Source organism: Rhodococcus sp. ACPA4 (genome assembly GCF_002300185.1).
GTDB classification, from domain to species: Bacteria; Actinomycetota; Actinomycetes; order Mycobacteriales; family Mycobacteriaceae; genus Rhodococcus_F; species Rhodococcus_F globerula.
The window spans coordinates 1,311,192-1,326,701 of the sequence record NZ_NSDY01000001.1 but is presented as its reverse complement, the minus strand read 5'-3'; the positions used below and the strand labels follow the sequence as shown (position 1 = coordinate 1,326,701).

14 protein-coding genes and 1 riboswitch are annotated in these 15,510 nt (G+C 63.5%); of the genes, 10 read left to right on the top strand and 4 right to left on the bottom strand.

The annotated features are described in order from the left end of the window. Positions 1-11: 11 nt before the first annotated feature. Positions 12-1,145, top strand: coding sequence for a M24 family metallopeptidase (locus CJ178_RS06040; protein ID WP_095887864.1), 1,134 nt, complete (start codon positions 12-14; stop codon positions 1,143-1,145). On the opposite strand, the gene CJ178_RS06035 is transcribed toward CJ178_RS06040, so the two are convergent. Continuing rightward, a complete protein-coding gene (locus tag CJ178_RS06035) occupies positions 1,142-1,573 on the bottom strand; it encodes a PPOX class F420-dependent oxidoreductase (RefSeq protein ID WP_033231965.1) in 432 nt (143 codons plus the stop codon). The two genes, CJ178_RS06040 and CJ178_RS06035, sit on opposite strands and share 4 nt — an antisense overlap. A 30-nt stretch (positions 1,574-1,603) precedes the next feature. Between CJ178_RS06035 and CJ178_RS06030 the strand changes: the two genes are divergently transcribed. From CJ178_RS06030 to CJ178_RS06000, 7 genes are all read left to right on the top strand, one after another. After that, the gene (locus tag CJ178_RS06030; protein WP_257013019.1) at positions 1,604-2,365 is read left to right on the top strand and encodes an SDR family NAD(P)-dependent oxidoreductase; all 762 of its coding nucleotides are present in this window, start codon (positions 1,604-1,606) and stop codon (positions 2,363-2,365) included. Then, positions 2,362-3,639: a precorrin-6y C5,15-methyltransferase (decarboxylating) subunit CbiE gene (cbiE, locus tag CJ178_RS06025; protein ID WP_095886355.1), complete on the top strand. Its 1,278-nt coding sequence runs from the start codon at positions 2,362-2,364 to the stop codon at positions 3,637-3,639. The genes CJ178_RS06030 and cbiE overlap by 4 nt, the downstream gene beginning before the upstream one ends. Next, positions 3,636-4,385 (top strand): precorrin-4 C(11)-methyltransferase, encoded by a 750-nt coding sequence (gene cobM, locus CJ178_RS06020; RefSeq protein ID WP_095886354.1) that lies wholly within the window; start codon positions 3,636-3,638, stop codon positions 4,383-4,385. Before cbiE ends, cobM begins: the two co-directional genes overlap by 4 nt. Positions 4,386-4,387: 2 nt before the next feature. Continuing rightward, positions 4,388-5,143, top strand: coding sequence for a cobalt-precorrin-6A reductase (locus CJ178_RS06015; protein WP_095886353.1), 756 nt, complete (start codon positions 4,388-4,390; stop codon positions 5,141-5,143). A 163-nt stretch (positions 5,144-5,306) separates the two neighbouring features. Then, entirely contained in the window at positions 5,307-6,209 is a 903-nt protein-coding gene (locus CJ178_RS06010) for a HAMP domain-containing protein (protein WP_257013015.1), read from the top strand. A gap of 155 nt (positions 6,210-6,364) precedes the next feature. Next, positions 6,365-7,006 (top strand): ScbR family autoregulator-binding transcription factor, encoded by a 642-nt coding sequence (locus tag CJ178_RS06005; protein ID WP_033231970.1) that lies wholly within the window; start codon positions 6,365-6,367, stop codon positions 7,004-7,006. Between the two features lie 18 nt (positions 7,007-7,024). After that, positions 7,025-7,528 carry a DUF1990 domain-containing protein gene (locus tag CJ178_RS06000; RefSeq protein WP_095886351.1) on the top strand — a complete coding sequence of 168 codons (504 nt, stop codon included), beginning with the start codon at positions 7,025-7,027 and terminating at the stop codon, positions 7,526-7,528. A 25-nt stretch (positions 7,529-7,553) separates the two neighbouring features. On the opposite strand, the gene cobJ is transcribed toward CJ178_RS06000, so the two are convergent. Genes cobJ through cobG form a run of 3 tightly spaced genes read right to left on the bottom strand, consistent with a single transcriptional unit; the run spans position 7,554 to position 10,823 of the window. Further along, on the bottom strand, positions 7,554-9,038 hold the full coding sequence (gene cobJ / locus CJ178_RS05995; RefSeq protein ID WP_095886350.1) for a precorrin-3B C(17)-methyltransferase: 1,485 nt from the start codon (positions 9,036-9,038) through the stop codon (positions 7,554-7,556). Beyond that, positions 9,035-9,661 carry a precorrin-8X methylmutase gene (locus CJ178_RS05990; RefSeq protein WP_033231973.1) on the bottom strand — a complete coding sequence of 209 codons (627 nt, stop codon included), beginning with the start codon at positions 9,659-9,661 and terminating at the stop codon, positions 9,035-9,037. The genes cobJ and CJ178_RS05990 overlap by 4 nt, the downstream gene beginning before the upstream one ends. Before the next feature lie 19 nt (positions 9,662-9,680). Next, entirely contained in the window at positions 9,681-10,823 is a 1,143-nt protein-coding gene (gene cobG, locus CJ178_RS05985; RefSeq protein WP_095886349.1) for a precorrin-3B synthase, read from the bottom strand. A 51-nt stretch (positions 10,824-10,874) separates the two neighbouring features. Continuing rightward, positions 10,875-11,005, top strand: a riboswitch (cobalamin riboswitch). 39 nt (positions 11,006-11,044) lie between these two features. On the opposite strand from cobG, the gene cobN reads away from it, so the two are divergent. Then, positions 11,045-14,665 (top strand): cobaltochelatase subunit CobN, encoded by a 3,621-nt coding sequence (cobN, locus tag CJ178_RS05980; protein ID WP_095886348.1) that lies wholly within the window; start codon positions 11,045-11,047, stop codon positions 14,663-14,665. Between the two features lie 39 nt (positions 14,666-14,704). Next, positions 14,705-15,505, top strand: a complete 801-nt coding sequence (locus CJ178_RS05975; protein WP_095886347.1) for a hypothetical protein — start codon at positions 14,705-14,707, stop codon at positions 15,503-15,505. Positions 15,506-15,510: the final 5 nt, after the last annotated feature.

The window sequence follows — 15,510 nt, the reverse complement described above, 5'->3', positions numbered from 1 at the left end:
ATCTGGAAGCCATGACCTCTCCCGCCGAATATGGTTCACGTTTCCCCTCAGCCGTCTACGAATCTCGTATTGCCCGCGCCGCGGAGTTGGCGAGCGCGGCTGGTCTGGACGGTCTTGTGGTCACGCCGGGGCCGGATTTGCGCTATCTGACGGGCTCCCGTGCGGATTCTTTCGAACGGTTGACGGCCCTGGTGATCGCTGCCGACGGAGCAAGGGCGTCGGTGGTGCTTCCCCGGCTGGAACTGGCGTCGTTGAAGGAATCGGCGGTCGGGGATCTTGGTCTCGACGTGCTGGACTGGGTGGACGGTGTTGATCCGTATGCCATTGTCGCTGGTCAATTGCCGACGGGCGCGAAGGTCGCGGTCACGGATGCGATGCCCGCGCTGCATTTGATTCCGTTGGCCGACGCTGTGGGTTCGTTGCCGATTCTTGCTACGGGCGTGCTGCGTGAGCTGCGGATGGTCAAGGACTCCGCGGAGGTCGACGCGCTCCGTCGCGCCGGTCAGGCCATCGACCGTGTGCATGCACGGATGGCCGAGTTTCTCGTTGTGGGACGGACGGAAGCCGAAGTCGGCGAGGCGATTTCAGCAGCGATTCTCGAGGAAGGTCACACCGAGGCGGCATTTGTCATCGTGGGGTCGGGTCCGCACGGCGCCGATCCGCATCACGAGGTGTCCGATCGGGTGATCGAGAGCGGCGACATTGTGGTGATCGACATCGGCGGGCCGGTGGAGCCCGGATACAACTCCGATTCCACTCGCACGTACAGCATGGGGAAGCCGTCAATCGAGGTTGCTGCCCAGTTTGCCGTGCTCGAAGCGGCTCAGCAGGCGGCTGTGGACTCTGTTCGCCCCGGCGTGTCGGCGGAATTCGTGGATGCCGCTGCGCGCGACGTGCTCGCTGCACAAGGGTTGGCCGACGTGTTCGTTCACCGCACAGGCCACGGGATCGGCTTGTCGGTCCACGAAGAGCCGTACATCGTGGAGGGCAACAGCATCGAACTGGCCGAGGGTATGGCTTTCAGCATCGAACCGGGAATCTATTTCCGGGGCAACTGGGGTGCCCGGATCGAGGACATCGTTGTTGTCACCGCGGACGGTTGCGAGTCGTTCAACAACCGTCCGCACGGTTTGACCATCCTCTAGCTGGTCAGCTCTTCGGCCGCGGGTTTGAATGCGGCCGTTCCCAGAATGCGGGTGACGTCGATTTCGATGACCACCCGCGCCGGATTGATCCGTGGCTGGCGGTACCGCTCGGCGTAGCGCTGAACGGCGTCGGCCACGGATTCAGGGTCGTCGAGCACGCGCGCCGGACCTTCGAGGGTGAGCCAGCGTCCACCGTCGACAGAACTGATGGCGCCGTAACCACCCCGGGCGGCGTTGACGGCTTTTTGTGATCCGCCGCTGGTGATGACGCGTGCTTTTCCTGCTTCCTGATCCCACGTGAATCCCACGGCCACGACGTGCGGTGTGCCGTTCGGGCGCAGAGTTGTCAGGGTGGCGAGATGGTATTCGCGCACGAACGCCAGACCGTCGTCGGAGAGCGCGGCGGGTGCGGAGGGGGTGATGGTCATGCCACGACGGTAATCGAGGACACTGGTGCAGTGACTGCGGGTGCGAACACTGAAGATGCCGAGACGGTCCTCCTGCTGGGAGGGCGAAGCGAAATCGGTCTGGAGATTGCCGTCCGGTTGGCCCCCGGCAGAAGAATCGTGCTGGCGGCGCGGCGCAGCAGCGACCTCGAACAGCAACGCACGATGCTGACGGACGCGGGCGCCCTAGCCGTGACAGCCGTCGAATTCGATGCCGATGCAACCGACACTCATGCGGACTTCCTCGCACAGGTTGCCCGAGCGCACGGCCGGATCGACGTCGCGGTGCTGGCCTTCGGAATCCTGGGTGATCAGGCCCGCGCGGAAACCGACGCCGCTCATGCCGTTGCAATTGTTCACACCGATTACGTGGCGCAGGTCAGCATCCTGACTCTTCTCGCGGACTTGATGAAACGACAAGGCCGCGGCAAGATCGCTGTCTTCTCGTCCGTGGCCGGTGTCCGGGTGCGCCGCGCAAATTACGTCTACGGTTCTGCAAAGGCCGGCCTGGACGGCTTTGCCAGCGGCCTCGGAGATGCGTTGCACGGCAGTGGAATTCAACTACTGCTTGTCCGGCCTGGTTTTGTGATCGGCTCGATGACCGAGGGCATGAAGCCGGCGCCGATGTCGAGCACACCGGCGCAGGTCGCCGACGCGGTAGTTCGGGGATTGCAGTCCGGCGCAACGCGGGTGTGGGTTCCGCGAATCCTCCAACCAGTTTTCTTCATGATGCGACTTCTCCCACAATCGATCTGGCGGCGGATGCCGCGATGACCGCCGACGAACCCGTTGTTGTCGTCGGTCTCGGCGCTGACGGTTGGGAGGGCTTGTCGGACTCGGCGAAGAGCGCTGTGCTCGGCGCTCAGGTGTTGATGGGTTCCTCGCGTCAACTGGACCTGATCCCATTGGTAGACGGCTCCTCGGCCGATCGGATCGCCTGGCCCACACCGATGCTCTCCGCGCTCCCCGGACTGTTCGACGCTCACGCGGGCCGCCGTATCTGCGTGCTGGCCAGCGGCGATCCGATGTTCCACGGGATCGGCGCCACACTCGTGCGTGTGCTGGGTGCTGACAAACTTCGGGTGATCTCGCACCCGTCGTCGATTGCTCTGGCGAGTGCTCGCATGGGATGGGCGTCGGCCGATGCGGAGTTGGTGAGCCTGGTCAACCGCGACGCCACCACCGTCTTGCCGTCCGTCACCGACGGTGCGCGGTTGTTGGTGCTGAGCAACGGCAGGGCCACACCCGGCGAGGTGGCAGAAATACTGACCTCCACCGGTTTCGGTCGGTCCACGATCACTGTCCTCGGACAGTTGGGTGGAGCGCACGAATCACGCACCGTTGCCCAGGCGGACGAGTGGGATGTCGATGCCGCAGATGTCGACCCGTTGAATGTTCTTGCCGTGGAATGTGTTGTGTCGGGCGCACCGCACCGTCTGACGCGCGTGCCCGGATTGCCCGACGCGGCATACAGCGGTGACGGTCAGATGACGAAGCAGGAGATCCGCGCGCTGACGATCTGTGCGCTGGCCCCGGCTCCCGGTGAATACTTGTGGGATGTCGGCGGCGGGTCTGGCACTGTCGCGATCGAATGGATGCGCACCCACCCACGTTGCACCGCAACGTCATTCGAGCAGGCGGCATCGCGGATCTCCCAAATCGATGGTAATGCGCGGGCCTTGGGTGTGCCGAGCCTCGATGTCCTCGGGCGCGCGCCCGAATCGTTTGCCGAGGTGACTCGCACACCCGATGCCATCTTTATCGGCGGAGGTGTGACGCAACCCGGAATGCTCGACGCCTGCTGGGACCACCTCGAGGCCGGCGGCAGACTGGTAGCCAACGCCGTTACCGCAGAATCGGAAGCGTTGCTCCTGGAGTGGTTCACCCGATTCGGCGGCACGCTGCGTCGGTTGCAGATCCAGCGGGCCGAGCCCTTGGGAACATTCAACGTGTGGCGACCCCAACTGCCCGTCGTGCAGTGGTCGGTCACAAAAACGGAGGCAACTGCCGGTGCAGATGCCGATCACACAGAGGAAGACGCTCAATGACCGTTCATTTCATCGGTGCTGGTCCCGGTGCTGCCGACTTGATCACGGTGCGCGCCCAGCGCATCATCGCGGCAAGTCCGGTGTGCTTGTACGCGGGCAGCCTCGTCCCCGCGGAACTGCTCGAATACTGCCCGGCCGGCGCGCAGGCGGTCGATACCGCTCGATTGAGCCTCGACGAGATCACCGCGCTGCTCGTGGCAGCGGATTCGGCGGGACACGACGTAGCACGGTTGCATTCCGGTGACCCGTCGATCTTCAGTGCGGTAGCCGAGCAGGCGCGACGGCTGGACGCTGCCGGAGTCCGATACGACATGGTGCCGGGTGTTCCGGCGTTTACCGCGGCAGCGGCCGCACTGGGCCGTGAATTGACGGTTCCGGGCGTATCGCAGACCATCGTGCTGACCCGAGTGTCGACGCTGTCGACAGCGATGCCCGAAGGTGAGGATCTCCGGTCACTCGGACGCAGTGGTTCGACCATGGTGATTCATCTCGGCGCGCACCGCATCGAGCAGATCGCCGACGAGCTTGCCGAGAACTACGGGATCGACTGCCCGGTCGCGGTGGTCGCATTTGCGTCGCGTCCCGACGAGATCGTGGTGCGTGGAACGTTGAGTTCGATAGTGCGTCAGGTTCACGAGGCCGGCATCACCAAGACTGCCGTAGTCATCGTCGGACGCGTGCTCACGGCCGAGGGGTTCCCGGATAGTTACCTGTACTCGGCCGCACGTGAGCGGGTCACACACTGACCGTGCACAACGCCCGCCCCCGCGTTCTTGTGCTCGGAGGAACCGGCGAGGGACGCGAGATTGCCGCCCGCCTCGCGGATTCGGTGGACCTCGAGGTGGTCACGTCGCTCGCCGGCCGAGTCCGCGACCCGCGCTGGCCTGAGGGCGAGGTTCGCGTCGGGGGCTTCGGTGGCGCCGAAGGCCTCGCGGGGTGGTTAGCGGAAAACGAGATTCGTGCGTTGCTCGACGCGACGCACCCCTTTGCGTCCCGCATCACGGCTAATGGTCATCTGGCGGCTCGCACCTGCGAGATTCCGTTTGCTGTCTGCCAGCGGCCGTCGTGGGCGCAGCACCCACAGGACCGATGGTTTCCGGCTCGCGATCTCAGCCATGCTGCGGAATTGGTCCCTGTGTTGGGCACTAGAGCGTTCTTGACCATTGGTAGGCAAGGAGTTTCTGCGTTTGCGAAGGTCAGTGGCGTGAGTTTTCTCGTGCGGTCCATTGATCCGCCGACGGGCGCCATGCCTGCGCCCCACGAACTGATCCTGGCGCGCGGGCCGTTCGACGTCGAATCGGAGCGCGAACTCATGCGCCGCCGCGGTATCGACGTTGTAGTGACCAAGAGCAGCGGGGGTGACCAGACGTACGCCAAGATTGTTGCCGCTCGGCAACTGGGCTTGCCGGTGATCGTGGTGGAGCGCCCACCGGCACCGGAGGGCGTGGAAAGCTTCAACTCGCCTTCTGCCGCCGCAGCGTGGCTCGAATCGACAGTTACGTGAAAGTTCGGGGGCACGCGGTTCAGGTTCGTCTAAGGTTCGCGGAACATACTGGACCTATGTCAGGAACGGGTCCAACACGCCGAGGGTGCCTATGAGGGTGTCCGTCCCCGCACTCGGGCGTCGGAAGCGTTCGACAATTCGTGTCCGGACTCTCCACGCCCGCGTGAAAGTACTCACTGCAGGCTTGGTTGCGATTGCTGTGATCGCGTCTGCTGCTTCGGTGTATTTCGTATTCAACGCCTACCTTCAAGGCAACGTCGATCGTCAGTTGGAGCGAACAGCCGACGCAATTGCCGATACCGTCAACTTCGGTGGTGTCACACCGGTTTTGGGACTGACAGCCGGCGCCGATACCGCAGTGATCCAAGCTGTCGGATTGGTGACGACCGATGGAGCATTGGTGACGGCAACACCGGGATTGCCACCATTCAGTACCAGCGGTGAGGCAATCAAATCCCTGGCCCACAAAGCTTCCGGGTCCACCATTGCGACCTTGGATTCGTATCGGGTGTTGGTTACGCCGTCGGTCGCGGGTCAGACTTTGATCGTCGCGCAATCGCTCGGGCCGACAAATTCCGTCTTGAAGCGACTTGCGGTAGTGCTGGCTGCGCTCGGTGCCGCGGGTATCGCGTTGGCCTATGCCGCAGGAGATGCTGTGGCGCGCACAGGATTACGGCCGATCGCACGATTGACCGCGGCGACACAACGTGTTGCCGCAACGGACGATCTCACACCGATACCGGTCACGGGCGACGACGAGTTGGCCTCGCTGACTGTCAGTTTCAACCGAATGCTGGGCACCCTGTCGGAATCACGGGCGCGTCAGCGTAGATTGATCACTGATGCCGGACAGGATTTGCTGGCACCCCTGACGGCATTGCGAACGAATATCGAACTGTTGATGTCGATCGACACCGCCTCCGGAACTGTGTCGGAAGCCGAGACAGCACTACTGCGAGACGAGATTACACATCAGATGATGGAATTGACTGCCATGGTCGGCGAGCTTGTCGACCGTGCCCGGGTCGACGAAAGCGCCTCCGGACGAATCGAATCTCACCTGTGATTCATCCCTCACCTGGAGTTATGTATTTGCGAAATATTTTCTGACAATTCACTGCTGGTTAGTTGGGGGAGTTGAGATCATTCTGGGTATAGCCCGATTGGGGTGCAAACCGGAAGAGGGTTTGCGGGGGACCCTCGAGTGAGAGAGGAGTTCTCGTGGTCAAGCAAGCACGCGCCGAGCTGACGCGGCAGCAGATCGTCGCCGGCGCGGCAGCACAATTCGAAAAGACCGGGTACGGCAGCACAAGCATGAGTGACATCGTGGAGGGCGCCGGCACCACGAAGGGCGCCCTGTACTTCCACTTTGCATCGAAAGACGAACTGGCACAGTTTGTCATCGCAGAACAGCACCGCATGTCCATCGAGTCGGTCGAGGCGATATCCGCAACGTCGGCGACTCCGCTCGAAAAAACGGTCATGCTCACCCATGAGATGGCACGGCAGATCGTCGAGGAGCCCATCGTCCGAGCCGGAATTCGATTGACCTTGGAACTGAGCACATTCGAAGGTCCCGTCGAGCCGTACGCAGACTGGATCAATGCATGCACCGAACTCGTGCAGCAAGCGAAGGACAGCGGTCAGATCAAGCCGTCGGTGGACGTCGCCGCTTTGGGGCGATTCATTCCGGCTGCGTTCACCGGAGTTCAACTGGTGTCCAACGTGATCACCCGGCGCACTGATCTCACCGAACGTGTCGATGAGATGTGGCAGTTGCTCCTACCGGGAATCGTGTCCGGGCCGGCCGTTGGTGACATCGACCGACTCGTGAAGGCGCGATGGGAACCCGCTGCCGCCTAGCTGTGCCACACTGCTGACGTGGACCAGGAACCGCTGACCTACTCCGAAATCGGAGCAACAGGTGGCCTACTGCCCGTTGGCTATCACCACGTGCGCGAGCGTGCGGTGGTCGGTACTACCCGCGCCGATTTCGAGGCAGCGGCCAATACTGTCATGACGTGGGGGATGCATCGCGGCGCTGGATTGACGGTGAAAGCTGCCGGTGACACCGCCAGGACCGACGAAGACGCAACTTTCGGTTTCGGACCGATATTGGTGCCCGTCCGCGTTGTTTACGTGGTCGACGAGCCGAACCGGGCCGGATTTGCGTACGGCACGCGCCGTGGTCATCCCGAGTGCGGTGAAGAGTCGTTCATTGTCCATTTCGACGAACTCGGCAATCAGGTTCGCCTCGAGATAACGGCATTCTCCAAGCCCGGTACCTGGTGGGTGCGGTTGGGTGCTCCGATCGGGCGTCTGGTGCAGGCGTGGGTGACCCGGCGCTACATCCGCGCCGTGGTTGTGAAGGATTTTGCTCGCTGAGCGAACAAAATCCTTCACAATCAGGTTAGGGGTAGCGACGCGGCGTGAACACCTGTCGGCCGGAACCGGTATCCACAACCTTTGTCATGGACGATCCGACAATCAGCAACGTGCGCATATCGATTTCGGACGGTTCGAGATCGCCGAGCGTGACGATGCGCACCGATTCCTCCGCACCGGCAACATCTCGGCCGATGATGACCGGAGTTTCGGGGGAGCGGTGCTCGAGTACCAAATCCTTCATGGCCTGGACCTGCCACGTTCGGGATTTCGACGCCGGGTTGTAGACGGCAAAAGCCATATCTGCCGCGGCGACCGCTGAGATGCGACGCGACACCACTTCCCAGGGCTTGAGCCGATCCGAGAGGGAGAGCACGGCGTAATCATGACCCAGGGGGGCTCCGACACGACTGGCCACGGCATTTGCCGCTGTCATGCCGGGCAGGATTCGGACGGGAACGCCGCTCCACTGATCTTCGGCTGCCACCTCGAGTACCGCTGCAGCCATGGCAAATACACCGGGATCGCCGGACGAGACGACGGCCACGCGGGCGCCGTTCTTGGCGAGGTCGAGGGCCATCGCTGCCCGCTCCGCTTCGACGCGATTGTCGCTGGAATGGCGGCGCTGTCCGGGGCGGGTTGGCACGCGGTCGACGTACGGGCCGTATCCCACAAGGTCTGTGGCCAGTGAAAGTTCATGCGCCACTTCAGGTGTGGTCCATGCGGTGTCGCCGGGTCCGAGGCCGACGACAACCACTTCACCTGCGGTGTTTTCGCGCGTCGCTGCATTGTTCGACGGGCTGGGAACTATGGCAATGGAGAAGTACGGCACGCCCGCTGGATCGACGTCGGCGGCAGCGTCGACGCGCTGGCGAGGTGTGCTGGCTCGCTCGACATAGTGCGCTTCGCCGAGTCGGCCGGCGTCCTCGAGTGAGCGCAGAACCGGAGGGAAGGTGCGGCCCAACTTGAGGATCGCTGCGGCGTCTGTTTCCTTCAAGCGTCGCGTGAGCTCCGCTTGCGGCAAGGTTCCGGGCAGGATGGTGAGGATTTCGTCACCTTCGACCAGGGGTTTTCCGAGTGCGGCCGACGCGGCACTGACGGAGGTGACACCGGGGATGACCTCGGCCTCGAAACGATCCGCCAGGCGTTTGTGCATGTGCATGTACGAGCTGTAGAACAGCGGGTCGCCCGCGGCGAGTAGTGCCACAGTGCGTCCGGCTGCCAAGTGGACGGCCAACCTTTCGGCTGCGGCTTCGTAGAATTCGTCCATCGCACCCTGGTACCCACCCGGATGGTCGATGGTTTCGGTCGTGACGGGATACACGAGGTGTTCCTCGATCTGGCCCTCGCGCATGTACGGAGCAGCAACCCCGCGGGAAATGCTCTTACCGTGCCGCGCGGAATGGAATGCGATGACGTCGGCCTCGCCGATCACTCGGGCAGCTTTGACGGTCACCAACTCCGGATCGCCGGGTCCGATGCCGACTCCCCACAACTTGCCTTCGCTCATTCTTGTTCGCTCGCAATCGCATTGACGACAGCCGCGGTGACGGCACTGCCGCCGCGTCGGCCTCTCAGTATCAAATGTTCTATGCCGCTGGGGTGTCCGATCAGCGCTTCTTTGGATTCTGCGGATCCGATGAATCCCACGGGTCCGCCGACGATAGCAGCAGGCCGCGGTCCGCCCGCCTCGATCAGGTTGAGGAGATGGAACAGCGCGGTCGGCGCATTGCCGATCGCGACCACGGCGCCTTCGAGTTTCGGGCCCCACAGTTCGATAGCCGCCGCAGAGCGTGTGTTGTCGATTGTGTTCGCCAGCAAGGGAACCTGCGGATCGCGCAGTGTGCAGATCACGTCGTTGTCGGCGGGCAGACGCTTACGGGTAATGCCGGCGGCGACCATGTTCGCATCACAGAAGATCGGCGCACCCGCTCGCAGGGCAGCCCTCGCGACGGTGACGACGTTCGGTGTGAACGCGATGTCGTCGACCAGGTCGACCTGACCGCTCGCATGGATCATCCGCACAACAGCTTGCGAGACATCCGCCGGAAAACGGCTCAGGTCGGCTTCGGCCCGAATTGTGGCAAAGGACTGGCGATAAATTTCTGCGCCGTCACGGATGTACTCGATCATGGGGCACAGGATAGAGGTATCACCGATCGGTCTGATTCACCCGGTAACCGTCGGTCGTCGCAATCACGTCGGCTACTTTCGCGCGGGGGCGCCCGCAGGAACGGTCACAGCCCGCCCAGTGCTGCCGGCCTTCGATCGGTAGTGAGCCCTGCTCGACGGCTTCGATGGCGTCCGCCCGGACATCGGCGAGCGACTTCTCGCATCCAGGGCTTCCGGTGCAGGCTGTGACGTCGAGCCACGGCGAATTCTCGTCGAAGATCAAGCCCATCGGAGCGAGAACTCGGACCACCTGCTCGGCTGCGCCTTCGTCGAGATCGAAGATCATGATCGAGCGCCACGGCGTCACGACCACAGGTTTTTCGATGGCGGCGAGGAATTCGGCGAGTCGTGCGTCCAGGAGTCCGAAGCGGAGTCCGCCGCCTAATGCGACGGTTCCGTCGCGTTGTTCGAGCCATCCGATCGACGGCCCCGCATCCGGGGCGAGGTCGACGGCACCGGCAAATTCCGCTGAAAGGCCCAGATGATCGATCGTTCGAGCGATTCCGTCTGGCACTTCGGCCAGTCGCCAGTGCTTGTCCCGAAGATTCAGGAACGCGTGCGCAGCGTCGAGGAGCATCGGCACAGCGTCGTCGACATGGACAAGGTGGTTCGTGCGATGCCCCGCGAGGACGAGTGAGTGCTCGGATTCGCTGTGGGCGTGCAGTCCGAAATCGCCGTGTAGACCGCTGATGTCGCCGCGGCCGTCGTCGAGTGTGAAGAGTGTTCGCCCTGGTAGCTGCGCCAACGCGGGGTCCGACTGCACCGCCGCGTCAAGAGTGCGAACCAGCTCACGCACATCGGCGACACCCCCGATTCGGCCGGACAGCGGCGACGCCAGAATGTTGCGAACCCGCTCATGCGTCGCCGAGGGGAGCAAACCAGCGGACGCGATCCGTTCGGCGAATACGCGGGGGTCCTTGACGGCTCGGAGCTGAATATTCCCACGTGAGGTGAGTTCCATCTGACCGTTGCCCACGTCGCGGGCAGCCTCGGCCAGCGTTTGCAATTGGTGTGGAGCCAAAGCGCCGCCGGGTAGGCGCACGCGCGCCAACGGGCCGTCTGCGGCCTGGTGGACCTGCAGCGCTCCAGGGCACGCGTCTGGCTGAGAACGGTCTGTGGACATGGTTCAAGGGTACGACCGTGCAGAGCACGGACCCGCGACCGGTAGCATCACGGTCAACCAGTGACAGCAGGTGAGGAAACCGGTGAGATTCCGGTGCGGTCGCGCCACTGTGAGTGTGTACAAGCGGAAGTGTTTCCGTTCGTAAACACGAGTCAGACCCTCAACTGCTGTCCATGAAAGATCTTTTTCACGGGGCGCGAAACCCCAGGAAGGTTTCACCTGTGATTCTTCTGCTCTCGACGTCCGACACCGATCTGCTGAGCGCTCGCGCAAGCCAGGACAACGGAGACGGCGTTTCGTATCGCTGGGCAAACCCCTCCAGGCTGCTGGTTTCCGAGGATCTACCCGGCTTGCTCGACGGCGTCGATCTTGTGATCGTGCGCATCCTCGGCAGCCGTCGGAGCTGGGAAGACGGTCTGGACATGGTCCTGGCAAGTGGCCTGCCCGTCGTGGTGCTCGGCGGCGAACACGCGCCTGATGCCGACCTCATGGAGTGCTCGACTGTCTCCCCGGGCGTTGCGGCTGAAGCGCACAACTACCTGGCCGAAGGCGGCGCAGACAACCTCGCTCAGCTGCACCACTTCCTGTCCGACACGGTGCTGCTCACCGGTCACGGCTTCGAGGCCCCGACGCGGCTGCCGTCGTGGGGAATCGCTGATTTTGCCCCAGACATCACCGACAACAGTGGTCCCGTCATCGCGGTTCTCTACTATCGCGCTCAGCACCTCGCCGGCAATACCCGCTACGTCCAGGCGCTCTGCGATGCGATTGCCGATGCCGGCGGCACTGCGCTCCCGATCTACTGCGCCTCGTTGCGCAGCGCCGAAGCTGAATTGCTGACCACACTCCGCCGCGCCGACGCCATGGTCGTGACGGTTCTCGCAGCCGGCGGAACGAAGCCGGCCACCGCGTCCGCGGGCGGCGACGACGAAGCCTGGGACGTGGCAGCACTCGCCGCACTGGACGTACCGATCTTGCAGGGACTGTGCCTGACCAGCAGCCGCGCCACCTGGGATGCCAACGACGACGGACTGTCGCCGCTCGATGTCGCAACCCAGGTTGCGGTCCCCGAATTCGACGGACGCATCATCACGGTGCCGTTCTCGTTCAAGGAAATCGATTCCGACGGTCTCTCCACGTACATGCCCGATCCGGAGCGTGCAGCCCGCGTGGCCGGAATCGCGGTGCGCCACGGCAAGTTGCGTCATATTCCGACGCCGGAGCGTCGTGTTGCATTGATGCTGTCGGCATACCCAACGAAGCACGCTCGCATCGGCAATGCCGTTGGACTCGACACACCAGCCAGTGCGATCGACCTGCTGACCGAAATGCGCAGCGCCGGTTACGACCTCGGGCCCGTCGACGGTCCCGACTCTGTTCCCGGCTTGGCCGCCAAGGATGGCGACGCTCTGATTCATGCGTTGATCGCGGCCGGCGGGCAGGATCCCGATTGGCTCACGGCCGAGCAGCTCGAGGGCAACCCGATCCGCATTTCGGCAGCGCAGTACCGCGAGTGGTTCGCCACCCTGCCTGAAGATCTGCGTAGCGGCGTCGAAGAGCACTGGGGTGAAGCGCCCGGCGAGCTGTACGTCGACCGGTCGCAGGACCCGGACGGCGAAATCGTCATCGCCGCACTGCGATTCAACAACATCGTGCTCATGGTTCAGCCGCCTCGGGGCTTTGGTGAGAAGCCCGTCGCGATCTACCACGATCCCGATCTGCCGCCGAGTCACCACTACCTTGCCGCGTACCGTTGGATCGCTGCGACCCCGGACAACGGCGGATTTGGTGCCGACGCGGTTGTTCACCTGGGCAAGCACGGCAACCTCGAATGGCTGCCGGGCAAGACGCTCGGCATGTCCAGCAGCTGCGGTACCGACGCCGCGCTCGGTGACCTGCCCCTGATCTACCCGTTCCTCGTGAACGACCCGGGGGAGGGAACCCAGGCAAAGCGCCGGGCGCACGCGACGCTCGTCGATCACCTGATCCCGCCGATGGCCCGCGCCGAAAGCTACGGCGACATTTCCCGGCTCGAACAACTACTCGACGAGCACTCCAACATCTCCGCGCTCGACCCGTCCAAGCTGCCGGCCATCCGCCAGCAGATCTGGACCCTGATGCGTGCAGCCAAGATGGACCACGACCTCGGACTTGCCGAACGTCCGGAAGAAGACGTGTTCGACGACATGCTCCTGCACGTCGACGGCTGGCTGTGCGAGATCAAGGACGTCCAGATCCGCGACGGTCTGCACATCCTCGGCCGCGCACCCGAGGGTGACGCCGAAATCGAACTGGTACTCGCGATGCTGCGGGCGCGACAGATGTGGGGCGGCGAGCAGAGCGTTCCCGGTCTTCGTGAGGCACTCGGCCTGAGCGAGGACGGCGACGAATCACGTAACCGCGTCGACGACATCGAAGAAAAGGCGCACGCGCTCATCCGCGCCATGTCCGACGCCGAGTGGAATCCCGCTGCGGCGCAGGGACTCAGCGACGATCCGACCGTCATCAAGATTCTGCAGTTCGCAGCCACCGAGGTAGTACCGCGTCTGCGTCAAACCTCCGGCGAGATCAAGCAGGTGCTGCACGCACTCGACGGCGGCTTCATCGCGGCCGGCCCGAGTGGATCGCCGCTGCGCGGATTGATCAACGTGCTCCCCACTGGCCGCAATTTCTACTCGGTCGATCCCAAGGCGGTTCCGTCGCGTCTGGCGTGGGAGACCGGCCAGGCCATGGCGGAGTCTCTTGCCGCCCGCTACCTCGCCGATTACGGGGAGTACCCACGTTCGGTGGGTCTGTCCGTGTGGGGTACCGCCGCCATGCGTACCTCAGGCGACGACATCGCCGAAGTGTTTGCGCTCCTCGGTGTTCGCCCCGTCTGGGACGAAGCCAGTCGACGCGTCGTCAACCTCGAGGTCATCGATCTCGAAGAACTGGGACGCCCGCGCATCGATGTCACAGTCCGCATTTCCGGCTTCTTCCGCGACGCGTTCCCGCACGTCCTGGCGCTGCTCGACGACGCCGTGCAGCTGGTCGCGGCACTGGACGAGACCGACGAGCAGAACTACATTCGCGCCCATGCACAGGCAGATCTTGCCGAGCACGGAGACGCACGGCGTGCAACCACGCGTATTTTCGGCTCCAAGCCCGGAACCTACGGCGCTGGTCTGCTGCAACTCATCGACTCCAAGACCTGGCGCGGCGACGACGACCTCGCCGATGTGTACACCACGTGGGGCGGCTTTGCGTATGGCCGCGGCCTCGACGGAATCCCCGCCGCCGACGACATGCGCAGCGCGTACCGTCGAATCAACGTGGCGGCCAAGAACACTGACACACGTGAACACGACATCGCGGATTCCGACGACTACTTCCAGTACCACGGCGGCATGGTCGCAACCGTGCGCGCGCTGACCGGGAAGTCTCCCGAGGCATACATCGGCGACAGCACCCGGCCGGAATCGGTTCGCACACGGACACTTTCGGAAGAGACCGCACGTGTCTTCCGGGCGCGCGTGGTCAATCCCCGCTGGCTCGACGCGATGCGCCGTCATGGGTACAAGGGTGCATTCGAGATGGCGGCCACGGTCGATTACCTCTTCGGGTACGACGCCACCACCAACGTGGTCGCGGACTGGATGTATGAGAAGCTGGCCGAAACCTACGTCCTGGACGAGCAGAATCAGAAGTTCATGACGCAGTCCAATCCGTGGGCATTGCACGGTATCGCCGAACGACTTCTCGAAGCTGCTGAGCGCAAGATGTGGGAGCACCCGGAGCCGAAGACGCTCGACGGGTTGCGTCAGGTGTATCTCGAAACCGAAGGCGAGCTCGAAGGGGAGTAGTTACCCACGTTTGTCGGTCCTCCGACCCATAATGGCGGAATGTCAGTTTGCACACGTTTCCGACGGGACGGCGTCCGCTGCACCAACCAGACCGAGTACGTCGACGGTTGGTGCCGGGCGGACGAGTGCGAGGGATTCCTGCGGGCCGAGCAGTCGGGCGCCCCGGAATCGGTCGGTGTTCCGCACGGCACGGCCAAACACATCCGGATGTCGCGAGATCTGCCGGTCGGCGACATCTCGGTGGAGGATGTCCACGACGTGCGGGTTACGGTTCGCGCCACGGACAGCTTTCGCTACCACCACGGCGGAGACGAGCGGGCAGCGGAGTTCCAACTGCGCAACATGCTCGAGGATTTCCTGCTGAAGTCTGCCCGCAGACCGTCGAGTGGCGGTTACCTGCGGCTCTCGCGTAACGGTTTCGACGTCGTGCTCTCGCCCGATCGAGGCACGATTACGGGGTATTCGACGATCCATCGCGAGCGGACGTGGGAACAGGTCAAGAGCGGGGTCAAGTCTCGTTTCTCGGGTCGTAGTCATGGCGGTTCGGGAGTGCCACGCCCGGAAATGGGTCCATTGGTGTCGGCGGAGGACTTTGCCGACACCTTCGAACCGTCTTCGGTGCATCTGACGGTGCGGGTCCGTCAGGCCTACGCCCGAATCCATGCGCTGACTGCCGACGTCGACACCACACTTCGGCGGGCACTCGCACAATGGGATCCGCGGACTCTCGTCCAACTCGGTGAGGGGCTGTTCGAAATCCAGGCCGACAACAATTTCTGGCTGGTCTCACCCGATTGCCGTGTGCTGATCGGGGTCAGGGACCATCCCTTCAGCACTTAGATTTT